Source organism: Mucispirillum schaedleri ASF457, from assembly GCF_000487995.2.
Lineage (GTDB): Bacteria > Chrysiogenota > Deferribacteres > Deferribacterales > Mucispirillaceae > Mucispirillum > Mucispirillum schaedleri.
The window spans coordinates 717,871-744,009 of the sequence record NZ_CP097562.1 but is presented as its reverse complement, the minus strand read 5'-3'; the positions used below and the strand labels follow the sequence as shown (position 1 = coordinate 744,009).

Sequence of the window (26,139 nt, the reverse complement as noted above, 5' to 3'; positions counted from 1 at the left end):
TAATAAAAAGGGAAAAGGTTATTTGACTTTTCCCTTATTTTTTTAGTAAATTCATTTTTTGTCCCTAAATTGTCATACTGAGCCTAAAAGGCGAAGTATCTAAATTATATATGCTGCAGTATGGTTAAATCTAAATATTAAAAATTTATTTTGAAAGTAGTGCAGGATTTACCATCACTTTCTACTTCTATTTCCCAGCCATGAGCATCTGCTATATTTTTAACAATAGCAAGCCCAAGTCCTGCACCACCAGTGTTTCTATTACGAGATTTCTCTACTCTGTAAAATCTTTCAAAGATTTTTATTTTGTCTTCTTCTGATAAACCAATGCCAGTATCTTTTACTTCAAATACTGCATGGTCGTTTTCCATATAAGTGCTTACTGTAACACTGCCACTTTCTGTATATTTTAAAGCATTATTTACAATATTTATAATAAGCTGTATCAGTTTATCTTCCTGAGCTTTAACAATTATTCCTTTTTGCAGTTTTGTTATTAAATCAATATTTTTTCTTTGAAATGCTGCTTCAAAAGTAGAGCATACATTTTCAACAACAGATGCAAGTTTTACATCTTTAATATCTGGAATAAACTCATTCGATTCTATTGTTGTGATTTTTTCAAGCTCACCTACCAAGTTTGTAAGCCTGATAACTTCCTGTAAAAGCCCGTCAAGCCTTTCTTCTGTCGGCTCAAAAATACCATCAATTATTGCTTCTAGCTGGTTTTGAATAACATTTAATGGTGTTCTTAACTCATGAGAAATATTTGATGCAAGCTGTTTTCTTAAATCTTCCTGCTGAAGAAGTGATTTTCTCAGTCTGTCAAGCGATATAGAAAGTTTTATTATTTCAGTAGTAGATGATGATATTTTAATTTTAGTAGTTAAATCGCCTTTAATCATATTTTCTGCTTTTTTTTGAAGATATGTAATAGGGCTTGAAAACCGCGATGATAATATCATTATAAAAGGTAAAGATAAAAGTAATGCAATAATTAATGATATTAGTATATATGTAAGAACACTTTCTCTAAAAGTAATATCTTTTTGAGTAAAAATACTGTCAGTAAACTGGACAATATACACTTTACCTTTTATTTGATTTTTATAATTTACAGGATAAATATTACGCCAGTATCTATGCACTGATGAAGTATTATTTCTGGCAGCAATAGTATGCTCAGAAGTCCATATTAATTTACCTTCGTTATCATATAAGGTAAAATAACATCCTTCTTTCATTGCCAGATTGCCTATTTCATTGCCATTAAAACTATCCCATGATTTATGTTCAGCATAAAATGTTTCAAGACGGGATACGATTAAATCAAATATTTTGCTTTGTTCTGCCCATTTATAATCATAGAAACAGCTGTCAATACTGGTCCTAAGCATAAAGGACAGAATAAAGAGCGAAACAATAGTAACAAGCAGAAAAAGCAATAAAAACTGCTTTTTAATGCTTAATTTCATATTTTAGTTCCAGCAAATTTATAACCTACTCCATATTGAGTAACAATATATTTTGGGCTTTTAGGGTTATCTTCAATTTTTTGGCGAAGATTTTTAATGTGCGAATCAACTGCTCTGTCATATCCGTCATATTTAGCACCAATAGCACCTTCAATTAAATCTTCTCTTGAAAAATACCTGCCAGCATTCTGGGCAAGAAATTTAAGCAGTTTATACTCATTAGGCGTTAAGGTAATTTCTATATCATTTTTCTTAACAGTCCTTGAAGCAAAATCAATGGATAAACCGTCATTGTAAGGCACAGCACTATTTTCACTGAAAAGCCCTGCACGACGCAGCACTGCTTTTACTCTTGCTACCAGCTCCCTTGGAGAAACTGGCTTAATAAGATAATCATCAGCACCAGTATTTAAAACATTAACTTTTGAATCCTCAGAGCTTTTGGCAGTTAGGACGATAATAGGAACATCGCTTGTTTTTCTAACCATTTTGCAAATTTCTTCACCAGAAATATCTGGCAGCATTAAGTCAAGGATAATCAAATTAAATGTTTTTTCATTTAAAATATTCACCGCTGCTGAGCCTAAAATAGCAAAAGAAGCATTAAAGCCTTCTTTTTCTAAGTAGGACTTAATTGTTTCTGCAACTTTGATTTCGTCTTCGACGATTAATATATTAATTTTATCACTCATAATAAATATATTTACATTGAAAATTTCTTCTTGACAAGTATTATTTTTAATGTTATATATCATCATATAATGATATGATGAATTGATGTTATAAATACAGGAGTTTTTTATGAGAGATGAAAGCAAAATTATTGATGCAGAAGCAGTGCATACAGCAAGGCAGAGCCTGCCTTCTGAATATTCTTTTGCAGCACTGGAACTTTTTTATAAAGTATTTGCAGATACAACAAGGATAAAAATATTGTTTGCCTTAAAAGAAGTAGAGCTTTGTGTATATGATATATGTGCTGCATTATCATTAAAACAGTCTACTGTTTCACAGCAGCTTAGGTTTTTAAGGCAGACATGTATTGTAAAATCACGGCAGGAAGGTAAAAATGTATATTACAGCCTTGATGATAACCATATTACAAGTATTCTTTTAATGGGATTAGAGCATATAAATGAAAAGAGGTAATGAAATGAAAAAGTATACACTTGAAAATTTAGACTGTCCAATGTGTGCTGCAAAAATAGAAGAAGGTGTAAAAAATCTTGCCTGCGTAAAAGATGCAGCAGTAGTTTTTGCCACAAAAACATTAATGATAGATACTGATAATATATATCAGGTGCAGCAGGCTATTGATAAAATAGAAAAAGGTGTTGTTATACATGAAAAAAAGCAGGAAGAAAGTTTTAATGTAAAAAATGAGCTGATGCTTTTAGGTGTTCTGCTTGCTGCTTTTGGAGCAGGGTTTTATATGCTGCATACTTTTCAAACACCACCCATGTCTTATGTAAGTTATGCAGTATTAGTAATAGTTTATTTAGTTGCAGGTAAAGATGTAATTTTACTATCTATAAAAAATCTTCGTCATGGTAAAATATTTGACGAAAATTTTCTTATGACATTTGCAACACTTGCAGCATGGGCAATAGGCAGCCATGAAGAAGCTGTTGGAGTTATGCTTTTTTACAGAGCTGGTGAGTTTTTTCAAGATTTGGCAGTTCATAAAAGCCGCCGTTCTATTCATTCACTTTTAGAAATACGCCCAGATTATGCTGTTGTTCTGCGTGGTGGCAAAGAATGCAGAGTTAACCCTGAAACTATAAATATTGGCGAAACTATAATTGTAAAAGCTGGAGAAAAAATAGCACTTGACGGCAAAATTATTAAAGGAAAAACATCTCTTGATACAAGAGCATTAACAGGCGAATCTGTTCCAAGAAGTGCTAAAATTGGCGATAAAGTTTTATCTGGTATGATAAGTTTAACAGGTATTATTGAAGTGCAGGTGGAAAAAATATTTGCAGAAAGTTCAGCATCAAAAATTTTAGATATGGTGGAAAATGCTGCTGCAAATAAAGCAAAAACTGAAAATTTTATTACAAAATTTGCATCATATTATACACCAGTTGTGTTTTTTACAGCTTTTATAATAGCTGTTGTGCCGCCGCTTTTAGATATGGGCTCATTTAGTCAGTGGCTTTATCGTGCATTAGTTGCATTAGTTGTGTCATGCCCTTGTGCATTAATAATCAGTGTTCCGTTAGGTTATTTTGGCGGCATTGGTGGAGCATCTAAAAAAGGCATATTGATAAAAGGTGCAAATTATCTTGAAGCATTATCAAATATTCAAGCTGTTGCATTTGATAAAACAGGCACTCTTACAAAAGGTATTTTTACAGTTACAGAAGTAAAATCTTTTGGTAAATATTCTGAAGATGAAATAGTTAAATATGCTGCTGTTGCAGAAAGTAAATCAAGCCACCCGATTGCACGCTCTATTGTAGATTATGCAGGAAATATTAATTATTCCATTAATGAATATGAAGAAATAAGCGGCAGGGGAGTAAAAGTATCTATAGAAGATAAAGAAATAATGGTAGGAAACGACAGCCTGCTGCACTTTACAAATACTATTCATGATGAAAGTGTATGTAATATTTTAGGCAGTGTTGCCCATGTGGTAATAGATAAAGAATATGCAGGCTATATTATAATAAGCGATGAACTAAAAGATGATACTATTGAAGCTGTTAATAAACTGTATGAAACAGGCATTAAAAACATTACTGTTTTAACAGGAGATAATAAATATGCAACAGAAACCACATTAAAAGATACTGGTATTAAAGAATATTATTATGATTTACTGCCTAGTGACAAGGCAGTAAAATTTAAAGAGTTTGCAGATAAATATAAAGGAAGCGGTTATTCATTATATGTGGGAGACGGTATAAATGATGCACCAGTTCTTGCTATGGCAGATGTTGGTGTTTCTATGGGAGCAGCAGGAAGTGACGCAGCTATTGAAACAGCTGATGTTGTTATAATGAATGATTCTTTAGTTAAACTTGCAGATGCAGTAAAAGTTGCTAAAAAAACAAAAAGAATTATATGGCAGAATATTGTTTTTGCCCTTGGTATTAAGGCATTGTTTATAATTTTAGGCTTATTTGATATTGCTTCAATGTGGATGGCAGTATTTGGCGATGTAGGTGTTGCTTTACTTGCATTATTAAACTCTATGAGGGTATTACGATAATTTTATAATTTAAAATGTATGATTATGCTTCATAACACTGCTTATATTTTAATTTGGGCTTGCAAAATTGCTGAACTTTTACTAATAGTAATAATCTATTAAAATATATGTCAGTGTTATGGGGCTGTTTATGAAAAAGTGCTTTTTAGTAATTTTAATTATCCTTCTTTTTATTCCATTTTTAGTATCAGCACAAAAACAACCATCAGGCATATCATCTAGTAAAGAGCGTGTAGTATTAGTAACAGTAGAGAAAGTGTCAGAAGGGATGAGCTTTCCAACAATGATGATAACGGGTTCAGCCTATTTTAGTGAAAGCTCAGAAGTAGCAGCAGAAAGTGCAGGCAAAGTATTAAAAGTATATGTAAATGAAGGCGATGCAGTAGAGATAGGTCAGCCACTTGCAAGTTTAGATGACAGTTTATTAAGTTACAGTGTATCAAGTGCAGAAGCATCTACTAAGCAGGCAAAATCTAATTTAGATAAAGCATTAAGAGATTTTAACCGCAATAAAGCCTTATATAACCAGCATTCCATATCTCAGCAGAAATATCAAGACTCATTAACAGATTACACAAATGCACAAAGTATGTATATATCATCCTTGTCACAGCAGAAGCAGTTAGAGACTCAGAAAGATAAAATGGTAATCAAATCCCCGTTAAAAGGAGTAGTGATTAGTAAGAATGTGGAAGTTGGCGAATGGGTTAATTCTGGCGGAGTAGTAGCAGGAGTAGCTACCTTGACTTATGAAGCAAAAGTCTATATTCCAGAAACAGTGCTTCCCTATATTAAAGCTGGTCAGTCAGTAACAGTTAAGACAAGCCGTAAAGAATATACTGGCAAAGTGTTATCTATCAATTCCAAAGGTGACCCAGCCACCAGATTATTTTTAACAAGGATAGATTTAGGTCAAGACCCAGATTTAAAAGAAGGAGTTTTTGTAATCGCCTTAATCCCATCAGGCAGTAAAATCCATTCCTTATTAGTTCCGCGAGATGCTGTTGTAGAGCGAAACAGTGTTAAGGGAGTATTTAAAGTATCAGAAGATGAGCGAGTAAGATTTATCCCAGTGAAAATAATAGGCTATAACGGTGGCTATGCAGCAGTAAGCTCTGTAACAGAAGGCTCATTAAAGAAAGATGACCAGATAGTATTAGACGGCAATAATGCAGTAAATAATGGTGTAAAAATTAAAATAACTTCTAAAATAGGCTGATATTATGATTAAATATGCATTAGAGAACCCTGTAAAAGTATTAGTAGCAGTCTTTTTTGTAGTGCTTTTTGGTGTGCAGGCTGCTTTGAATATGCCATACCGTCTTATTCCAAATATAGAATATCCGCAGATTACTATTCGCACAACATGGACAGGTGCATCCCCTTATGATATGGAAAAAGAAATTATAGACAGGCAGGAAAGAGTATTAAAAAGTATACCGGGCTTGATAGAGTTTGAAAGTGCTGCTATGGAAGGCAGATGTAATGTAAAACTTACTTTTGATTTATCTGTTAATGTTGATGATGCAATACTTCTTGTATCAAACAAACTTGATGAAGTTAAAGGGTATCCTGATGATATGGATAAACCAACTATCCGCTCAGCAGACAGCGACTCATTTGCGTCTGTTGAATTAATGCTTACAACAAGAGACGGCAATACAAGAAGTGTAGATGAATATTTAAGCTACTTTGAAGAAGTAATCAAACCATATATTGAGCGTGTTCAGGGTGTTGCAGATATGTGGTATTGGGGCGGCAGGGCAAAACAGGTGCAGATTATTGTAGACCCATATAAAATGGGGGCATATAATATCAGCCTTTCTCAAATAATTAATGCAGTTAAGAAAGAAAATATTGATGTTTCAGCAGGAACAAGAGCTTATGGTGCAAAAAATTATCGTTTTAGAACTATTGGAGAAGGTAAAACCCCTGATGATATAGCAAATATTGTAATTGTAAGCAGTGATAATTCAAGGCTTAAACTTGGCGATGTAGCTCATGTTGATTACGGCTATGAGAAAAAGGATGCTTTTGTTAGATATAATAATAAAAATGCTATGAATATCGGTATTATTGCTCAGGCAGGCTATAATATATTAGATTTAACTAACGATTTGGAAAAAGTAATAAATGATTTAAATAATACTATATTAAAAGATAACGGCATAGAATTTATCTGGGTGTCAGACCAGCGTGGATATATTTTAAATGCTGTAAGTCTAGTAAAATCTAATATTATTGCAGGCGGACTTTTAGCAGTTATTGTGCTTTTAATTTTTTTAAGAAGTATCCGTTCAACACTTGTTATTGCCACAACTATTCCAATATGTATTATAGGCACATTTTTTATAATGAATGCATTAGGGCGGTCATTAAATGTAATAAGTCTTGCAGGTATTGCATTTTCTGTTGGTATGCTTATAGATAACTCTATTGTTGTGCTTGAAAATATTGACAGGCACATGAAAATGGGTAAAAAGGCAGTCTTGGCAGCTTATGATGCAGTAAGAGAAGTATGGGGTGCAATTTTAGCATCTACTCTTACAACAATAGCAGTATTTCTTCCTATTGTTTTTATAAAAGAAGAAGCAGGACAGCTTTTTGGGGATATTGCAATAGCTGTCAGCTCATCAGTTGGTTTAAGCCTTATAACATCAGTATTTGTAATACCTGTTGCAACAAAAGTAATATATGAAAAAACTGATAAGTTTAAGTTTAATTCACATTCAAAATTTCATAATAAAATCCAGCATTTTAATGAAACTGTTGGAAATATTGGCTCAAAAATAGTTAATTTTACAGTAAGTGTTTCTGATAAAATAAATGCAAAAGTCAGCACAAGGATAATATTTGTTACCTGCTTAACTGCTGTATCTTTGATAAGTGCTTATATTTTAATGCCTAAAATGGATTATCTTCCACTTGGCAATAAAAATATGATAGAAACAAAACTTACCGTTCCACCGGGTATATCATTAGCAGAAAGAAGAAAGATTGGTAATTTTTTTTATAAAGAATTAGAGCCATATATGCAGCAGGATTTAGACGGCTATCCACGCATTAATACATTTGGATTTGCTGGCGGTGCAAATGTAAGGGCAATATTAACAAGCACAGACGAACAGCGAGCAGGTGACTATAAACCATTACTGCAAAATATTGTAAACCAGATACCCGGTATTCGCGGCTCTACTTCTCAATCACCATTATTTAAAGTTGGCGGCGGACAGGGTAACGAATTTAAAATGAATGTATCTGGCAATATGAGTTATGACCAGTTAATATCTATTGTCCAGCTTATTCAGGTAAGAATATATCAGGAAATGGCAGATGTGCAGATGCAGATAAGCCCGTCAGCAAATCCAGTTTATCCAGAAGTGCAGCTTAATCCAGACAGGGAAGCAATTATGGCTTCAGGGCTTACTACTGAAGAAGTGGGTGTAGCAGTAGATGTTTATTTAGACGGCAGAAAAATAGGTGAATTTAAAGATCCAGAAATAGGCACCATAGATATTTCACTCCGTGGACCTTATGAAGAAAAAGAAACTGGAAATATGGAAACAAACCCTGTAGAAGTCAGCGAGTTTGTAGTAAATTCTTCTACTGGGCTTGCTGTCCCTGTTGCTAATTTGTTTGATGTTAAGGAAGTTTTAAGTGTAGAAAGAATAAGGCGTTTTAATTCTCAAAGAGCTTTTGAATTTAAAATTATACTGCAAAAAGGTATGGTATTAGAAGAACTTCGTGATAATATTATGAATAAAGTAATTGAGCCAATGCGGGCAGAAGGACTGCTGAATGGTATAATTATATCTACAAGTGGAGCTTCATCAAAACTTGAAAATGCTAAAAATGCTTTGTCTGGCAACTTTATATTAGCAGTTATTATTACATATTTTTTAATGGCAGCACTGCTTAATAATTTTTTATACCCATTAATCATATTATTTTCTATCCCACTTGCAGCAACAGGCGGATTTATGGGGCTTGCTTTAACAGACTTGTTTATTGCAGAGCAGCCGCTTGACATTATTACTATGCTTGGCTTTATTATGCTTGTGGGGACAGTAGTAAATAACCCTATTTTAATAGTGTATCAGTCATTAAACTATATAAAACTTGGTATGAATGGCAAAGCAGCAGTTCGCCTTGCTTTAAAAACACGGATACGCCCTATTAGTATGAGCACAGCTACATCACTTTTTGGTATGCTGCCACTTGTTATAGCACCAGGGGCAGGAAGTGAACTTTATCGTGGTATGGGAAGTGTAATATTAGGCGGTCTTGCCCTTGCAACAGTGTTTACCATGTTTGTAATACCTGCACTGCTCTCATTCTTTTTAGATAAAGTATCTGGAAATGACCACCTGCCAGAAGGGTATGTTGATGATTAGGATATAGTGGATAATATTTATCACCTGTATTATATAACTTTTACCACATTAGTATAAATATTTATATCGCATAATTATTATAAAAAATTAATAGCATTATTATAAACTTGTTTTTTTTACACATCTATGTATAATATAGGTAATATCATATTGTATTAAATGGAGCATATTAATGGATTTTCAAATAGAATTTCTAAAAAAATTAGAAGATATATATTTAGGTAGAATTAAAAATTTAGAGGGAAATAGTGGTTATATAAATCTTATATATATCAAATCCCAATATTATCAAGATATTATTAAGACTATTAAGGAAACAGAACAGTTATTGTCATATTCTTTAGCAACAACTAACAAAGAACAACAAGAGTACATAAAACATATATATGAAAAAATATATACGTTTTTTAATAAATATTTAAATGACACAGGGACTCCCTTTTATAGTAATGTAAAGGTATATAATACTAATTATGTACAATTAAAAGATAATAAGGATGTTGCATTATTTTGGAAAACACAAGATTTATATTATATTAAAACAGAGAAAGTATTTGAATCTATGACTTTTGATATGAATAATGTCAAATATGTTTTTGATACTTCTTTAATTGAACGACAAATTGCTAATGAGAAAATCACTTATTATTATATAATCCAAAATAAAAATATAAAAAAATTAAATGAACAACAAGGAATATTGTGTGAAGTATGTATCAATGTTGTAAGTAATAAAGATATAATTGATGGCTATAATATATTAAATAAAAAAGATTGTGATAATTTTCTGAAAGAAATAAAAAAAATATATAGTCTATATAATAAAGATGATTTATATGATGCAATAAAGAAATTTAATAAACAATCTGATATAGATTATTTTATACATAAAAATGCAAAAGAGTTTTTAAATGAACAATTAGATATATATTTATTTGAAGAAATAGGTAAAGATGTTGTTACTAAGTTTACTGAAGAAACTATAAACAGATATCATGATGTTAGAAAATTAGCAATTGAAATAATTGAGCTAATTGCTCGTTTTGAAAATGAATTAAAAAGCATTTGGGAAAAACCAAAAATGGTGAAAAATTCTAATTATATTATTACTATAGATATGTTATCTGTTGATATTATTGATATACTAATCTCTGAACAACCAAGAAAGCAATATGATGAATGGTTAAATTATGAATTTATTCCAAAAAGTTGGAAATGGATTAACTTAAAAGATGAGCAATATAAATATCTTCCATTAGATACAAAAAATATTAGTGGTTCTTTAAAGTATAAGATTTTAGCATGTTTTGATGATATTGATAAACACATAGATGGTATATTAGTAAAAAGTGATAATTTTCAGGCTTTAAATACTATTAAAAGTAAATATAATGAAAAAATAGATTTAATTTATATTGATCCACCTTTTAATACAGGGAGTGATTTTGGATATATAGATAATTTTCAAGATTCGACTTGGTCTACTATTATTGATAATAGATTAATGATTTGTAAGAATATGTTAAGTAATTATGGCTCATTTTATTTGCACTTGGATTATAGGGCTAATTATTTAGGTAGATTAATACTTAATAATGTTTTTGGTTCTGACTTGCTGATTAATCATATCGTTTGGCAATATTTTATGGGTGGAAAAGGCAAGAAAGAGTATGCAAAAAAACATGATGATATATTGTTATATAGTAAAACAGGTAATTATATATTTAATAGCATTAAGATTAAACGTTATTTAAATTTTATACCTGCACTTGAAGATCAATCTAAAGAAGCTCAAAATGGAAAAGATAATATTGGGTATTATAGTATAGTTGCTTGTCCAGATGTATGGGATATAAGTAGTGTATTTAATATGTCAGCAGAATATATTAAACTTGCATCAGAATATAAATTAACTCAAAAACCAGAAAGATTATTGGAACGAATAATTGGTGTATCATCAAATTCAGATTCAATAGTTTTAGATTGTTTTTTAGGCACAGGAACTACAATAAATGTTGCACATAAAATGGGACGAAAGTGGATAGGTGTAGAGATGGGTGAGCATTTTTATTCTGTAATAATACCACGTATAAAACAAACATTATATGGAAAAATATCTGGTGTAAGTGAATCATTGAAAAAAGAAAATAATCTTAAAATTGGAGGTTTTGTTAAATATTATGAATTAGAAACATATGAGGATGTTTTAGCTAGTGCAAGATATGTAGAACATAATAATTTAAATGACATTTTGATATGGGATGAGAAACTATCATATGTTATTACTTATAAAGATGATAAAATACTAATTGATTTTGCAAAACTTGGTGATAGATATACAAATTTTCAAGATGAACATTATAAATATAGTGATATTGCAGAAACATTATCTAATCTGTTTGGGTATGATATAATAAAAATTAATAAAAATATGTTGCTCCTTGATACAATTGGAGAAATAGATATGGATAATATCATTATAGATGCAACTTATTTAAATACATTTAAAAAATTAATTTGGTGGGATACTTATTAATGTATAACAATTATTTAGAAAAATTTGCAGAAAATAATATTTCGTTATTACCTAATGATTGGGAAAGTTATATAAATAAGCAGTTTGGTTTAACATGGACTTTGCATGATTTCCAACTGTCTGCATTAAAAAATGCTCTTGTGGTATTATATTTTACTTATAAAAGTAATAATACTAATTATATACAACAATATTTTAATAGGTTAAATAAATATAAAATTAATGATATAAATAACATATTTCAAACATATAAAAATAGTGTTGATAAGTGTTATCATAAAGATTTTGATTTATTAAATACAATTTCTGGAATAAATTCACTTTTTTTTAAACAAATGTGTTTTTGGATGGCTACGGGTAGTGGGAAAACATTGGTAATTATAAAATTAATAGAAATGTTGAGTATGTTAATTTTAGATAAAAAAATCCCAAATTATGATATAATGATTTCATCAGCTAATGATACTATTATAGAGCAAATAAAAACACATATAGAAATTTTTAATAAGAATAGTGATATTGAGATAGAGTTTGTACCTTTAAAGGATTTTAAAAAAAATAAATATTATAATGGTCCATCAATAAAAGTATATTATACTACTACTTCATCTGTTGTTAGTGAAAAGTTAGTATCTAAAAAGAATAAAGAAGGAAAAAGAATTAATTATGAAGAAGTATATAATAATGGTGAATGGTATGTTTTTTTAGATGAAGCTCACAAAGGAGATGAGGATAGTTCATCGCAAGCATATTTTCATTTATTGTCATCAAAAGGATTTATGTTTAATTTTTCTGCCACATTTATTGACACAATAAAAAGAATTAATACTGTTTATAATATGAATCTTGATAAATTCATTAGAAGTGGTTATGGAAAACAAATAAGAGTTATGAACTATGGATTTAATAAACTCGATACTAATTTAGAAAAAAAAATATCAATTATACAAAGTTTACTTTTATTAACTGCACAAAAGAAAGCAAAGAAGTTATTATATAGTTATTATCATAATCCGCTATTATTAGTTTTTGCACATAGTATTAATAAGAAATATACTTCCAGTATAAAAAGTGATTTAAAAGAATTTTTTATTGTATTAAATGATATAATAAATAATTCTATTGACGAAAATATTTTTAAAGAATCAATGGCAATACTATTAAGTGATATCCAACCTAACCCAGCTTATACTATTGGAGATGATGGCTATGTTCCTATTGATTTTATAAAATCAATTACAATTCAAGATATAGGAATGTATTCTCTAAATGCTTATAATAATACAAAGAGTATTTTAGAAGTATATAAATTATCGTCCAATAATAAATCTGAAGTTGCATTAAAATTAAAAAATTCAAATACTCCTTTTGCACTATTAAAATTTTCAGATGCTCATAATTGGATTGAAGATGTATTACCTAAGAGTTCGGAAATCTATTCAATTGATGATTCAAATTATTTTTCAGAAATTAACAATGAATCTAGTACATATACTATGCTATTAGGTTCAAGAATGTTTATTGAAGGATGGGATTCAAACAGACCTAACATTATTCATTTTATTGGACTTGGTATGAATAGTGAAAATAGTAAACTTATTTTACAAGCAATAGGACGTGGTGTTAGAATTGAGCCAATGAAGAATTATCGTAAACGTAATGATTATTTACCTGTTTGTGACTCAATTCAAGTAAAAAATGAACCAAATAATAGTGTTTCATTTGATGATGCTATTAAATTAATAGAAAGTTTATTCATATTTGCAACAAACCAAGAAAATATTAATTCTATTTTAAAATCATTATATGATGAAAAGGGTGATTATAATTACATAAATATTAGTGATAAAATTCAACCAATATCACAAAAAGAAGATTTATTATTACCTGAGTATGATCAAATAGCAGATTGTGATAAAATTTATAAAATAACAAAAAAACAACTTGATGAAATAAAATGCTTTATTAAGAATAAAAAGACAATATTTTTATTTGAATATATTCATAATAAAAGTGAATATATTGAATATTTTCCAAAATTATGTAAAAATATTGAAAATAATGAGCAAATAGAAATAGTTAAATCATGTAAAGATGAAGCTTTAATAAATGAGAATTTATTGATAAATATGTTAGAGTTTTATACAAAACAACGGCATTTATTTAGTAAATTTAGAAATATTACAGATCATGATATTATTCATTATAAATATATAGAAGTCAAGATTACCAATGATCATACTTATAATGATTTATCAGATAAAATTGATAAAATAATGCATTCTAATGAAAAAACTATTGCTGATATTCAAGCTGAAATAATAAATTTTATGTCAAGTGGAGACCAGAATAAAGTACTAGAGGCTGTTAGTGCATTAAGTCATGCAAAAATTGTTAGTAAGTCAATCAAAAAAATTACAACACATTATTATAATCCAGTATTCATATCAGATATAGCAGAGTTTGAATTTAAAAATTCAATTGATGTTGAAAGTGAGAAAATATTTATTGATGATCTATTGAAGTATATTGGTAATATTAGTGATAGTGTAGAATGGTGGTATTTTTCAAAAATTAATCAATATTATGATAAAGGAATATATATACCTTATATAAATACATATAATAGTGAATATAAGTTTTATCCAGATTTTATTTTTTGGATTAAATTAAAAAATAAATATAAAGTAGTATTTGTTGATCCAAAAGGACTTATACACGAACAAAATCCAATAGAGAAAATTCAAGGTTTTAGAAATATATTTAATAGTAATCCATATAAGTTTGATAAAATGGAACAAAATATTGAAATACAATTATATTATTATAATAAAGATAAACAATCAAATAATTTGTTAGAAGAACATAGAATAGATAGTTGCTCTATTAATAAAATATTTACTTGATTATATATCAAAAAGTTTAATATCTTACGATTTACCAATTCCCACTATATAAATATATCAAGGGATGACAAAAGCCATCCCTTGATATATTTATGGAGGTGAGGGGAATCGAACCCCTGTCCAAAAAGCTTACTTCCACAAATACTACATGTTTAGTCTGTGCTTAAATCTTCCCCGCCCATCTCCACAGACAAAGTAAGTTTGGGGAAAGCTCTTAAAGTCTTATACCTGCTCCAGAGCAAAGCAGATACCAGCCCATATTAGTTGACACTCTTACAGTCCGTCATGGGCGGACAGTCTATAAGAGCGTCGCTGACACTATGCAGCGAGAGCTAATTCGTCGTTAGCGTTTACTTTTTTGCCTGAGTTTTGGCAAGGGCTCAGACAGCCTTGACATGCATTTGAGGATATTGGCTCCCTGTCGAAACCAAGCACCCCCTTAATATGTTACAATTTTCCGTAATACTGCGTTATATTTTTGCTCACAATGCTCATTTACTTGTATAAGTAAACTCCGCCTGCTAACTCAATACAAACTACTTAAATTTTAATTTAAAATCTCTTTCAAGTTCTCTGTTAATATCTTTATCTTTTATAGTCTGTCTTTTGTCGTAGAGTTTTTTACCTTTTGCAAGAGCTACCTGCATTTTTATTTTTCTTCCTTTTAAGTATGCCTTTGTTGCAACTAGCGTAAGCCCTTTTTCCTGCACTTTACCTATCAGCTGGTTAATTTCTTTCCTGTGCATGAGTAGTTTTCTAGTGCGGAGTGGGTCTTTATTAAAAATATTGCCCTGCTCATAAGGGGAAACATGGCAGTTAATAAGATAAACTTCATTTTTCATTATTTTTACAATAGATTCTTTTAAGTTCATCTTACCTGCACGGATAGATTTTACTTCTGTGCCATGCAGCTCAATACCTGCTTCATACTCAGTTAAAATTTCATATTCATGATAAGCCTTTTTATTTGTAGCAAGGTTTGAATTATTTGCATTTTTACTCATAGGGATATAATATATATTAAAAAGAAAAAATGTCAATAGGTTATACATTTGCATAAACCAGCAGTTTAATCAAAACTAAAAATATTATAGATGTATTTATATGAATATAAAATTAATTGAAATATTATGATAAATATGTTATTCATTGTTACACGATTAAAATAATGGGGCAAATATGAATATTACATTTTCTAAAATGAGCGGCAATGGTAATGATTTTATTGTAATAGATAATAGAGATGGTAAATACATATCATTATATAATAAAAATTTTATAGAAAAAGTTTGTGCAAGAGGTTTATCTGTTGGGGCAGATGGTGTAATTTTTATTGAAAAATCAGACACGGTTGATTTTAAATGGCAGTTTTTTAATTCTGACGGCTCAGTTGCAGAAATGTGCGGCAATGGAGCAAGGTGTGCTGCACGATATGCTTTTATTGAAAATATAGCAGGTAAAAGTATGGCATTTGAAACTCTTGCAGGCATTATTAAAGCTGAAATTATGGAAAATAATGAAGTAAAAACAATGCTTACTTCTCCACATAGTTTAGAGCTTGATAAAAAAATTACTGCATGTGGAAAAAAATATAATATTCATTCAGTTAATACTGGCGTTCCACATGCTGTTTTGGTTTGTGATAATATTGCAGAAACAGATGTATTTTCACTAGGCAGAGATATAAGATATAATAAAGATTTTGCAGTAAATGGCACCAATGTTAATTTTATAGAAGTAACTGGAGAAAATTCTTTAAAAATAAGGACTTATGAAAGAGGGGTGGAAGGTGAGACTTTGGCATGCGGAACAGGATGTGCTGCTTCTGCCATTGTTGCCATTAAAAAGGGGCTTGTAAAAGGACCTGTCCACCTATTGACTTATGGAGGAAAAACCCTTACGGTATATTATGATGATAACACTGTGTATCTTCAAGGAGAAGGACGCAGGATATATACAGCAGAGTTAAAGGAAGAAGCATATAATTATTAAGCGGAGGATATTATGTTTCAAGGCAGTATAGTTGCACTTATTACACCATTTAAAAATAATGAAGTTGATGAAAAAGCATTAAGAGAACTTGTAGAGTTTCATATTGCAGAAGGCACTGATGCTATTGTTCCATGCGGCACAACAGGAGAGTCTGCAACACTTTCCCATGAAGAGCACTGCCATGTTATAGAAATAGTTATTGAGCAGGCTAAAAAAAGAATACCTGTAATTGCAGGGGCAGGTTCAAACAGCACAAAGGAATCTGTATTTCTCACAGAGCATGCTAAAAAATCAGGTGCAGATGCTGTGCTTTCCATTACTCCATACTATAATAAACCTACACAGGCGGGTTTATATCAGCATTTTAAAACTATTGCTGAACATGTAGATATACCTATAATTTTATATAATGTGCCAAGTAGAACAGGTGTTAATATGCTGCCAGATACAGTTATCAGCCTTTCTAAAATTAAAAATATAGTAGGTATTAAAGAAGCAAGCGGCTCTCTTGACCAGGCAGGGGCTGTATTGCAGCATACTGATGATAGTTTTGATGTAATTTCTGGAGAAGATTCTCTTACTTTTCCTATGATGGCAATGGGAGCAAAGGGTGTTATTTCTGTTGTTGCAAATGCTGCACCTAAAAAAATGGCTCAAATGTGTAAAGCCATGTTAAATAATGATATGCTGCTTGGAAGAAAACTCCATTATGAGCTTTTAGACCTATGTAAAGGAATGTTTTTTGAAACAAATCCTATACCTGCTAAAAAAGCAGCTTATATGATGGGGCTTGCAGAAAATGAAATACGCCTGCCGCTTGTGGAAATGACAAAAGAAAATACTCAAAAATTAAAATCCATTATGGAAAAACTTAATATTAAAATAGTCAGAGATTAGTAAGGAGAATATAAATGGCTGTAAAAATATGTATTATAGGTGCAGCAGGCAGAATGGGCAAAAATATTGCAGAGGCAGTGTATAATAATGAAAATGCTGATGCAGCAGGTGCAGTTGATAGAAAAGGAAGTGATGTTTTAGGTCAGAATTTATATGAAACTGCTGGATGCGGCAAAGGTGGTCCAGTTATTACTGATGACATACTTGAAAGTGCAAAAAATGCAGATGTGATAATAGATTTTACAGGTGCAGAACCTACATATAATAACCTTTCTATTTATGAAAAAGCAGGCAAACCAATAGTTATTGGCAGCACAGGTTTTTCTGATGAGCAGAAAAAAGCAGTAGAAAAATTATCAGAAAAAGTGCCTGTTGTGCTTGCACCAAATATGAGCCTTGGTGTTAATGTCGCATTAGAATTAATAAAAGAAGCAGCAAGACTTTTAAAAGGTTATGATATAGAGCTTGTGGAAACTCACCATAATATGAAAAAAGATGCTCCAAGCGGCACAGCTATGGCTATGGCAGAAGCTGCTGCAAAAGGTGCAGGTTTAAATTTAGCAGAAAATGCAGTATATGCAAGACATGGCATTATTGGTGAGCGTAAACCAAATGAAATAGGGATACAGACTTTAAGGGGCGGTGATGTAGCTGGTGACCACACTGTATTTTTCTTTGGAAATGGAGAAAGGATAGAGATAACTCACAGAGCACATTCAAGAAAGACATTTGCAGGCGGTGCAGTTACTGCAGCTTTATGGCTTGCTGATAAGCCAAAGGGAATGTATAATATGCAAAATGTATTAGGACTTGTTTAATTATTTATATTTAATATATTTTTGGGGAGCAAACTTCCCCATTTTTTTATATATTTTTAAAATATTATAGTAAATACTGCTAATGTTTAATAATGCAGGTTATTATATTTTTTATCTTAAATATAGTATTAAGAATTTTTATTTTATCAATAGCTCTATATGGACTTACCCAAAAATTTTTATTATAGTCATTTAAAGCCTGATTTTACATGCGAAAATCTAAATTATACATATTACAGTATTGTATAATATATTCAATGCTTAAAAATCACTCTCAGTATGCCCTTTATATGATTGCTTTATATATTTTGCAGCACTATTTATATCTTTGATTAAAAAATTAGTTTTATACTTTATTTTTTTTAAAAAAAGATAGCAAGTGTTAAGGATAATATTGTTTTTTTACATTAGTCAAAAAAAATTATTTACAAAAGTCATTATATTATGTATATACTAAATAATGTGTAGCATAGGAGTCTTTTATGAAAGTTAAATATTTATATCTAGTTGTAACAATTCTTTCTTTAATTTTATTTCCATTGATAATCTTTTTAAATCTGCCTGTTATAGTTGATGCATTAATGAGTGCAGTCATCATATTAGGATATTTTTTAGTTTATCATTTTCAGACAAAAGGATTTATTTCAGCTGATAGACTAATGAATAACATTGCAAATCAAACTAATGATATTTCAGTCCGTATTTCTTCAAAAGATATAAAACAGAATCCTGATATGGAAAAGTTTTACAATAGTATTAATAAGTATATGTGTAATACAGAAAATGATTATTTAAGCACATTGGATACTGTTGCCACTACTGGAAAGCAGGGGCTGTTTGTTACCCAAAACCTTATGATAACAAATGATTTAGTTCAAAAAAATAATGAAATTTCTCAGTCTATTAACACTGTTTCAAAAGAAATGCTTATTGCAACAGAAAATATTACAGTAAATACCAACACTATCAATGAAAAATCAAATATAACAGTTGAACTCACTAACGAAGGACGGGCAATGATAGAAAAGGCAAGAGATGTTAGTGACAATATTGACAGCACTATAAAAGAGTTAAATAGTGAAGTAAGTGTATTAAATGATAATGCAGACCAAATTGCGATAGTTATTGCTGTTATTAATGAAATTTCTGACCAGACTAACCTTTTAGCATTAAATGCTGCAATTGAGGCTGCTCGTGCAGGTGAAGCAGGACGCGGGTTTGCAGTTGTTGCAGATGAAGTTAGAAATTTAGCAGAAAAAACATCTCACTCTACTAAACAGATTGGTGAAACAGTAAGTGATATGCAGAAAAGTATTTCAACAGTTACACAAAGAATGGATGTTATTACAAAAATGCTTATGGAACAAAGAGCAGGTATTGATTCTTCATTTAACAACTTTCAAGATATATATAATTCCAGCCTTGATTTAAACCAGTCTATTAGTGAAATTATGGCAGCATCTGAAGAACAAAATGCAGTTATTTATGAAATAAGCTCAAACTTAAAAGAAATGAGTGATGCATCAGAGCTGTCTATAAATAATCTTGCTGAGCTTTTTAAGGCATTTAATGATATGGCATTATCATTAAATACTCTTGAAACTAAATTTACTAATATTAAATATGCATCCAAAGCAGGTTCATTTATCGCTGCAAAAACAGCCCATGTTGCATTTATGAGAAGACTGCTTGTTAATAATTATATGAAAAATGTTATACAGCTTCCTAACCATCAGACTTGTTCTTTTGGTAAATTTTATTACAGCGATGGTATGGAAAAATATAGCGATGATAAAGATTTCAGAGCAATTGAGCCAATACATAAAAAAGTTCATGATTTAGGTATTCAAGTTATGAGTAATATAGAAAACAATAAATTTAATGAAAACAAAAAACTTGTTGAAGAACTTGAAAAAGATGTTGAAGATTTAGTATCTATATTAGACAAACTCATTCTTAGATACAGTTAAACTTAAAATTAATATAAAACAAATAATCACTATTTGAAACTGGCAGCTAAACTGCGGAAAAATGTATTTTTTTAGCAGTTTAGATGTCAGCCCTGATAATACTTCCTTTGCATAACTTTAATGAAAAGCTATGGATATACCCAAAAATTTTTATTATAGTCATTTAAAGCCTGAATTTTACAGTCAGAAAATCTAAATTATTTATACTGCATAAGTGCATAATATATTTAAAGTATCTGATTTTTAGCTACTTCACCTTATTTGACATATTTTATAAAATGTATAAAGCAGGTATTTTGTGGAACTTTGTTTTTCCTAATTCTGAGCCTGATATTATTAATTATTATAATACGATTTATTTAAAATTACATTTATTGAATATTATAAAGCACTTCTAGATTTGATAGATACTCATATATAATATACATATACAGTATAAAAGGAAAATTTTAAAATTTTTATTACTATGTATTAATAAATATGGGAAGTTGTATTATAGCAAATCAGTTCCCTTACAGGAAAAAACTGCCATATACTAACACAGCTTCCCAGTAAACTAAAATCAGCCTGCCATTTCTTTTAAGGAAAATTCTTTATTTGCAATAGCTTTTTCATATTCAGGGTCTATTTCAATAGCCTGTTCAAAGCATTTTATGGCTTCTGCAAGTTTGCCACATTTATGCATTGCAACACCTTTATTATTATAAGTAACTGCAATATATGGATTTAATTCTATTGCTTTGTCATAATTAACAACTGCATCTTCATATCTATGTATTTTGTTTAACAGAGCTGCTTTTTTCGTATAAATCTCTCTTAAATCTGGTTTTAAAATTGCTGCAGATTCATATACTTTTAATGCTGCGTCAATTTTATTCATAGCAGCAAGGCAGTCTGCTTTGTTTATGTAGCATATAGCTGATGATGGGTTTATTTTTAATGCTTTATCGTAAGAGCTTAATGCTTCTAAGTTTTTATCAATTTTTGTAAGAGCATCACCTTTATATAAAAAGGCTTCTGAATCATAAGGGTTCATGTAAGCTGCTCTTGCACAGTATGCAATAGCTTCATAATATTTACCAGTCATTAATAGTGATAATCCTTTACCGGTGTATGCTCTTGCAAATTTTTTATCCATTTCTATTGCTTTGTCAAAATAAATAATAGATTCATTATAAAGGTTATGCATTTGCAGTTCTTGACCAAATTCAAAGTTTTCCTGAGCTGATTTTAAAACTTTTGCTGTATATTTATAGTTAGTAGTATCTGTTGATGTATCAACAGCACCATTTTCTATTAAGAACTCTTTAATTTCTTTAGATTTTGCCTGATTTAAAGGTGTTTTTTTATCTTCTGTTACAGCATTAACATCTGCACCTTTTTGTACAAGCAGTTTTACTATTTCAAAGTTATTACAAAAAGCAGCAAGAGTTAATGGAGTTATACCTTCAGGGCTTTTTTCATTGATATTTGCACCTTTATCAATTAAAAGTTTGCATGTATCATAATTGCCTGTTCTAATAGCAAGCATTAATACATTCCAGCCATTTGGTATTTTAGAGTTTGCATCAGCTCCGTTTAAAAGTAATAGTTTAACAAGCTGATATTTATCTTCCTGAGCAGCAATAATTATTGCATTTGTTCCATCTTTTAATGGACGGTTTACATCAAGTCTGAATTTTCTGTCAAAAATTAAATCTTCTACTAATTCTAAATCATTTGCCTGACATGCTTTTAAAAATTCATCATATCTTTCTTCAATACCTAAACCCATACTTCACTTCCTTATAATCAATAAATTCACTTTTTTCATTCACTTACTGAACTATATAGCAAGCTGTATGCCAAAACAGATATTAAGATTTAGAATTTTTTACTACATCTGATATAAAAATGAAAAAATCTTTCATCTTGCTAAATATATTAAAGGTATAGGCAAAAAAATCTTCACTAAAAAAGTCTTTATTTAAAGGCATTTCATCATTAATATATATGTGCTTGTATTTTAAAAAGTCGGCTGCATTTTCATTTAAAGGCTCAATACCTTTTGGCACATTTTTAAGTTTTTCTCCAAGTATTTTAAAATAATTTTCCTGTGCTGTATTTTTAATATTTATAAGAATATCCTGATATTTTTTACTGTTTACCATAATCCTGTATGCAGCAAGCATTTCTGGAGAGAACTTTGCAATGCCTGCTCCTGTATAGTAAAAAGGCGGCTCAATATGCAGATAAAAGCACGGGCTTTCAAGCCTTGATGCACCAGACCAGAATATTATGCCAAGGTGAGTTTTAAAAGGCGGTTTGCCTTTATTTATTCTCACATCTTTATGTATGCGGAAAATAGAGCCGTCTATTTTTGGAGCATAGGAAATATCTGGCACAATAGTTTTTAATTTTTCACCCATGTCTATAACATATTCTTTTGCAGCAGGAATTATTTTATTATCATATATATGTCTGTTTTCTGCAAACCATTCTTTATTATTGTTTCTTGCAAGTGTTTCATAAAAATCAATCATTTCTTTTGTAAAATATATTTTATTCATAATAAATACCTTTAAAAATATTATTTATTTTATATGTTATATAAATCACAACCTTAATGCAAGAAAAAATAACTATTTATATTCATAAATACATATTGAAAAAAAATGATAAATTTTAAGATATTTTTAGTTTTTTTATTTGACAATATTGATTTAAAATTATACCATATAGCATACTACAATTAGAAGCCCACAGTGGCAATTTATCGGAGGCAAAAATGGCTGTAAAAGTTGGTATTAATGGTTTCGGACGCATAGGTAGATGCGTACTTCTTTCTGCTTTAGAACACAAATTAGATATTGATTTCGTATCTATTAACGATTTAACAGACCCTAAAACACTTGCTCATTTATTAAAATATGACTCTGTTCATGGTAACTTAAAAAATGAAATCACTTATGGTGAAGATTATATCGCTATAGATGGCAAAAAAATCCAAATCACAAAAGAAAAAGACCCTGCTAATCTTCCTTGGGCTAAATTAGGTGTTGAAGTTGTTTTAGAATCAACTGGTCTTTTCACTAAACGCCCAGATGCTGAAAAACATTTGCAGGCAGGTGCTAAAAAAGTTATTATTTCTGCACCAGCAACAGACCCAGACATTACAGTTGTTTTAGGCGTTAACTTTGATAAATATGATAAGTCTCAACATAACATCATTTCCAATGCTTCTTGCACAACTAACTGTCTTGCACCAGTTGCAAAAGTTATTAATGACAAATTTGGCATTGAACATGGTCTTATGACTACAGTTCACTCTTACACTAACGACCAAAGAATTTTAGACCTTCCTCATAAAGATTTAAGAAGAGCAAGAGCTGCAGCTGTATCTATGATACCTACATCTACTGGTGCTGCTAAAGCTGTTGGTTTAGTTTTACCAGAGTTAAAAGGTAAATTAGATGGTTTTGCTATCCGTGTCCCAACACCAAATGTTTCTGTTGTGGATTTAGTATGCAAAGTTAAGAAAAATGTTACAGCAGAAGAAATCAATGCTGCTGTTAAAGAAGCTGCAGAAGGTCCATTAAAAGGTATTCTTGGATACTATGATGAAGAACTTGTTTCTATTGACTTTAATGGCAATGACAATTCTTCTTCTTTTGATTCAAAACTTACAAAAGTTATGGAAGGCAACATGGTTAAAGTTATCTCTTGGTATGATAACGAATGGGGCTATTCTACAAGAGCAGCACAACTGCTTACTAAAGTATTATAATCTGATTATAATATATATTCTGCGGGGAGTTTTATGCTCCCCCATTTTTTTATCATTTCATATTTTTAAATTTGGAGAACAATATGGTTAAAAGCATCAAAGATTTAAACTTAAAAGGTAAAAAAACATTTATCAGGGTTGATTTTAATGTGCCTATAAAAGATGGTGTTGTTGGTGATGATACTCGTATTCAGGAAGCAGCAAAAACTATTAGATATGCAATGGAGCAGGGTGCTCGTGTTGCTTTATGCAGCCACTTAGGAAGACCAAAAGGCGAAAAGAAAATGGAGTTTTCTTTAAAACCTGTTGCAGACTATATTAATGCAAAAAATATTTTCCCTGTTAAATTTGTAGAAGACTGTGTTGGCAAAGTTGTAGAAGATGCAGTTAATAATATGAAAGACGGTGAAGTTATTTTACTTGAAAATGTCCGTTTTTATAAAGGGGAAGAAAAAAATGACCCAGAATTTACAAAAGAACTTGCAAAACCATTTGAAGTATATGTAAACGATGCATTTGGCACATGCCACAGAAAACATGCTTCAGTTTATGGTGCAGCAGAGTTAATCAATGATAAAGCAGCTGGATTTTTAGTTGAAAAAGAAGCAAAATATTTTGATAAACTCATTAAAAACCCTGAAAAACCATTAGCTGCAATAATTGGTGGTGCAAAAGTAAGCGATAAGATAGGGGTTATTAAAAGTCTTTTAAAAATTGCTGATGTAATTTTAATTGGTGGTGCTATGGCTTACACTTTCTTAAAATATAAAGGTATTTCAACAGGCACATCATTAGTAGAAGATGAGCAGATGGATACAGTTAGAGATGTTCTTTCTCAGGCAGATAAATCAGGTATTAAAATACTGCTTCCATGCGACCACATTATTTCTGATAAATTTGGCGGTGAGCCTAGTGTCTGCAATGAGCAGGCAATCCCTGATGGTTACATGGGGCTTGATATTGGTCCAAAATCAAGAGAAGAATATACAAAGGCATTAGAGCCTTGCAAAACTGTTCTTTGGAATGGTCCTATGGGTGTATTTGAACAGCCTGCTTATGCAGAAGGCACTTTTGCTATTGCAAATAAACTTGCTTCTCTTGGTGTTACAGTTATTGTTGGCGGTGGTGATTCTGTTTCTGCTGTTAAAAAAGCAGGTGTTGCTGCTAATATATCTCACATTTCAACAGGCGGTGGTGCATCTTTAGAATATGTTGAATTTGGCACACTTCCGGGTATTGATATTTTAAGATAGTAAAATAGTATTGCTGTATTATATGAGCGGAGCTGATTAATGGATAATTTTTCAGCTCCGTTGTTTTATAAAGAAAACATATATATTTTTTATTTATAGATACTTAGTATAATGCCTGTGGAAAAGAAAGTGCGGATGTTTTTATTAATATAGATATAAAGTAGAAAGTAGAAAGGAGCAATATATAGCAAGAATATTGAAAGTAAAAGCAGAAATAATGAGACTGAAAAACGAAGTAGTTTATTTATTATTCTTTCATACGGGATTTCCTGTCCCTGCATTGTCTTACAGAACTTGCTTACATGTCTTACTGCAATGCAAAAGCTTCAGGTCATACTGAGCCTGAAAGGCGAAGTATCTAAAAATACAAATAATTTAAATATTTATGCACTGCTGTAATATATATAATGCAGATTTTTCGCCTTTAAAAAATCAGGCTCAAAATGACTTATATTGTGAAATCGTATGTTAATACTTAGCTTAATGTATAAGTGAAGTATCTAAAAAAACAGTTTGTTTATTTTAATAATAAATTGAAGTTAAAAGACATTGTATGTGATGTTTATAAATATTGCTCTGATAAGCAGAATGTAAATATTTTTAAAAATAAAAGTAATAATAAGACAGTATTTAGTATGATATATGATGAATTCAAAATAATAGTAAAAACAATAAGGAAGCTGGAAAAAACAAAAGACAGGATTTATAGTATTAGATACTAAAAAATAATTATAATAAAAAAGCAAATATATATAGATTATACTGAACTGTGATGTTTTGCTATGTTTGTAGACTAGAACATTTTTTTATAAAAATTTTTACTTTGTAAGAATAAATAATGATGCTCGCATTTTTGATAAACAACTGTTACTGTATTAACAAAAAATAAGAATACAAAGCTGTTTTAATCTT

17 protein-coding genes and 1 other RNA gene are annotated in these 26,139 nt (G+C 30.2%); 12 read left to right on the top strand and 6 right to left on the bottom strand.

All coding sequences use genetic code 11. The annotated features are described in order from the left end of the window. Nucleotides 1-137: 137 nt before the first annotated feature. Nucleotides 138-1,475: a sensor histidine kinase gene (locus N508_RS03540; protein WP_023275025.1), complete on the bottom strand. Its 1,338-nt coding sequence runs from the start codon at nucleotides 1,473-1,475 to the stop codon at nucleotides 138-140. Further along, entirely contained in the window at nucleotides 1,472-2,167 is a 696-nt protein-coding gene (locus tag N508_RS03535) for a response regulator transcription factor (RefSeq protein ID WP_040636608.1), read from the bottom strand. Before N508_RS03535 ends, N508_RS03540 begins: the two co-directional genes overlap by 4 nt. Nucleotides 2,168-2,276: 109 nt before the next feature. On the opposite strand from N508_RS03535, the gene N508_RS03530 reads away from it, so the two are divergent. From N508_RS03530 to N508_RS03505, 6 genes are all read left to right on the top strand, one after another. After that, on the top strand, nucleotides 2,277-2,624 hold the full coding sequence (locus N508_RS03530; protein WP_023275023.1) for an ArsR/SmtB family transcription factor: 348 nt from the start codon (nucleotides 2,277-2,279) through the stop codon (nucleotides 2,622-2,624). 4 nt (nucleotides 2,625-2,628) lie between these two features. Further along, a complete protein-coding gene (locus tag N508_RS03525) occupies nucleotides 2,629-4,695 on the top strand; it encodes a heavy metal translocating P-type ATPase (protein WP_040636607.1) in 2,067 nt (688 codons plus the stop codon). Nucleotides 4,696-4,825: 130 nt separating this feature from the next. Continuing rightward, entirely contained in the window at nucleotides 4,826-5,914 is a 1,089-nt protein-coding gene (locus N508_RS03520) for an efflux RND transporter periplasmic adaptor subunit (protein WP_040636503.1), read from the top strand. Nucleotides 5,915-5,918: 4 nt separating this feature from the next. Continuing rightward, on the top strand, nucleotides 5,919-9,089 hold the full coding sequence (locus tag N508_RS03515) for an efflux RND transporter permease subunit (protein ID WP_023275020.1): 3,171 nt from the start codon (nucleotides 5,919-5,921) through the stop codon (nucleotides 9,087-9,089). A 172-nt stretch (nucleotides 9,090-9,261) separates the two neighbouring features. Next, complete coding sequence (locus tag N508_RS03510) at nucleotides 9,262-11,625, top strand: DNA methyltransferase (RefSeq protein ID WP_023275019.1); 2,364 nt, start codon at nucleotides 9,262-9,264, stop codon at nucleotides 11,623-11,625. Further along, a complete protein-coding gene (locus N508_RS03505) occupies nucleotides 11,625-14,531 on the top strand; it encodes a DEAD/DEAH box helicase family protein (RefSeq protein WP_023275018.1) in 2,907 nt (968 codons plus the stop codon). Before N508_RS03510 ends, N508_RS03505 begins: the two co-directional genes overlap by 1 nt. A 90-nt stretch (nucleotides 14,532-14,621) precedes the next feature. Here N508_RS03505 and ssrA read toward each other — a convergent pair. Both ssrA and smpB read right to left on the bottom strand, forming a co-directional pair. Continuing rightward, nucleotides 14,622-14,970: a transfer-messenger RNA gene (gene ssrA / locus N508_RS03500) on the bottom strand. A 97-nt stretch (nucleotides 14,971-15,067) separates the two neighbouring features. Further along, entirely contained in the window at nucleotides 15,068-15,535 is a 468-nt protein-coding gene (gene smpB, locus N508_RS03495; RefSeq protein ID WP_040636605.1) for an SsrA-binding protein SmpB, read from the bottom strand. 175 nt (nucleotides 15,536-15,710) lie between these two features. Here smpB and dapF point away from each other — a divergent pair, with 175 nt between their 5' ends. The 4 genes from dapF to N508_RS03475 all read left to right on the top strand — a co-directional run bounded on the left by dapF (nucleotide 15,711) and on the right by N508_RS03475 (nucleotide 20,208). Continuing rightward, nucleotides 15,711-16,523, top strand: a complete 813-nt coding sequence (gene dapF / locus N508_RS03490) for a diaminopimelate epimerase (protein WP_023275016.1) — start codon at nucleotides 15,711-15,713, stop codon at nucleotides 16,521-16,523. Nucleotides 16,524-16,535: 12 nt separating this feature from the next. Continuing rightward, complete coding sequence (gene dapA / locus N508_RS03485; protein WP_023275015.1) at nucleotides 16,536-17,420, top strand: 4-hydroxy-tetrahydrodipicolinate synthase; 885 nt, start codon at nucleotides 16,536-16,538, stop codon at nucleotides 17,418-17,420. Nucleotides 17,421-17,434: 14 nt separating this feature from the next. After that, nucleotides 17,435-18,238, top strand: coding sequence for a 4-hydroxy-tetrahydrodipicolinate reductase (gene dapB / locus N508_RS03480; RefSeq protein ID WP_023275014.1), 804 nt, complete (start codon nucleotides 17,435-17,437; stop codon nucleotides 18,236-18,238). 482 nt (nucleotides 18,239-18,720) lie between these two features. Beyond that, a complete protein-coding gene (locus N508_RS03475) occupies nucleotides 18,721-20,208 on the top strand; it encodes a methyl-accepting chemotaxis protein (protein WP_023275013.1) in 1,488 nt (495 codons plus the stop codon). A 562-nt stretch (nucleotides 20,209-20,770) separates the two neighbouring features. On the opposite strand, the gene N508_RS03470 is transcribed toward N508_RS03475, so the two are convergent. Both N508_RS03470 and N508_RS03465 read right to left on the bottom strand, forming a co-directional pair. After that, on the bottom strand, nucleotides 20,771-21,982 hold the full coding sequence (locus tag N508_RS03470; RefSeq protein WP_023275012.1) for an ankyrin repeat domain-containing protein: 1,212 nt from the start codon (nucleotides 21,980-21,982) through the stop codon (nucleotides 20,771-20,773). 82 nt (nucleotides 21,983-22,064) lie between these two features. Next, nucleotides 22,065-22,757: a DUF2461 domain-containing protein gene (locus N508_RS03465; protein WP_023275011.1), complete on the bottom strand. Its 693-nt coding sequence runs from the start codon at nucleotides 22,755-22,757 to the stop codon at nucleotides 22,065-22,067. 218 nt (nucleotides 22,758-22,975) lie between these two features. Between N508_RS03465 and gap the strand changes: the two genes are divergently transcribed. Next, nucleotides 22,976-23,974 carry a type I glyceraldehyde-3-phosphate dehydrogenase gene (gene gap / locus N508_RS03460; RefSeq protein ID WP_023275010.1) on the top strand — a complete coding sequence of 333 codons (999 nt, stop codon included), beginning with the start codon at nucleotides 22,976-22,978 and terminating at the stop codon, nucleotides 23,972-23,974. Nucleotides 23,975-24,057: 83 nt separating this feature from the next. After that, on the top strand, nucleotides 24,058-25,227 hold the full coding sequence (locus tag N508_RS03455) for a phosphoglycerate kinase (protein ID WP_023275009.1): 1,170 nt from the start codon (nucleotides 24,058-24,060) through the stop codon (nucleotides 25,225-25,227). The last annotated feature ends 912 nt before the right edge of the window (nucleotides 25,228-26,139 follow it).

Excerpts from the sequence above, each read along its gene's own strand:
- dapF (WP_023275016.1), top strand. The coding sequence starts at position 15,711 with ATGAATATTACATTTTCTAAAATGAGCGGCAATGGTAATGATTTTATT.
- N508_RS03515 (WP_023275020.1), top strand. The coding sequence starts at position 5,919 with ATGATTAAATATGCATTAGAGAACCCTGTAAAAGTATTAGTAGCAGTC.
- N508_RS03540 (WP_023275025.1), bottom strand. The coding sequence starts at position 1,475 with ATGAAATTAAGCATTAAAAAGCAGTTTTTATTGCTTTTTCTGCTTGTT.
- N508_RS03470 (WP_023275012.1), bottom strand. The coding sequence starts at position 21,982 with ATGGGTTTAGGTATTGAAGAAAGATATGATGAATTTTTAAAAGCATGT.
- N508_RS03455 (WP_023275009.1), top strand. The coding sequence starts at position 24,058 with ATGGTTAAAAGCATCAAAGATTTAAACTTAAAAGGTAAAAAAACATTT.
- N508_RS03525 (WP_040636607.1), top strand. The coding sequence starts at position 2,629 with ATGAAAAAGTATACACTTGAAAATTTAGACTGTCCAATGTGTGCTGCA.
- N508_RS03475 (WP_023275013.1), top strand. The coding sequence starts at position 18,721 with ATGAAAGTTAAATATTTATATCTAGTTGTAACAATTCTTTCTTTAATT.
- gap (WP_023275010.1), top strand. The coding sequence starts at position 22,976 with ATGGCTGTAAAAGTTGGTATTAATGGTTTCGGACGCATAGGTAGATGC.
- N508_RS03520 (WP_040636503.1), top strand. The coding sequence starts at position 4,826 with ATGAAAAAGTGCTTTTTAGTAATTTTAATTATCCTTCTTTTTATTCCA.
- N508_RS03505 (WP_023275018.1), top strand. The coding sequence starts at position 11,625 with ATGTATAACAATTATTTAGAAAAATTTGCAGAAAATAATATTTCGTTA.
- dapA (WP_023275015.1), top strand. The coding sequence starts at position 16,536 with ATGTTTCAAGGCAGTATAGTTGCACTTATTACACCATTTAAAAATAAT.
- N508_RS03535 (WP_040636608.1), bottom strand. The coding sequence starts at position 2,167 with ATGAGTGATAAAATTAATATATTAATCGTCGAAGACGAAATCAAAGTT.
- smpB (WP_040636605.1), bottom strand. The coding sequence starts at position 15,535 with ATGAGTAAAAATGCAAATAATTCAAACCTTGCTACAAATAAAAAGGCT.
- N508_RS03465 (WP_023275011.1), bottom strand. The coding sequence starts at position 22,757 with ATGAATAAAATATATTTTACAAAAGAAATGATTGATTTTTATGAAACA.
- dapB (WP_023275014.1), top strand. The coding sequence starts at position 17,435 with ATGGCTGTAAAAATATGTATTATAGGTGCAGCAGGCAGAATGGGCAAA.
- N508_RS03510 (WP_023275019.1), top strand. The coding sequence starts at position 9,262 with ATGGATTTTCAAATAGAATTTCTAAAAAAATTAGAAGATATATATTTA.
- N508_RS03530 (WP_023275023.1), top strand. The coding sequence starts at position 2,277 with ATGAGAGATGAAAGCAAAATTATTGATGCAGAAGCAGTGCATACAGCA.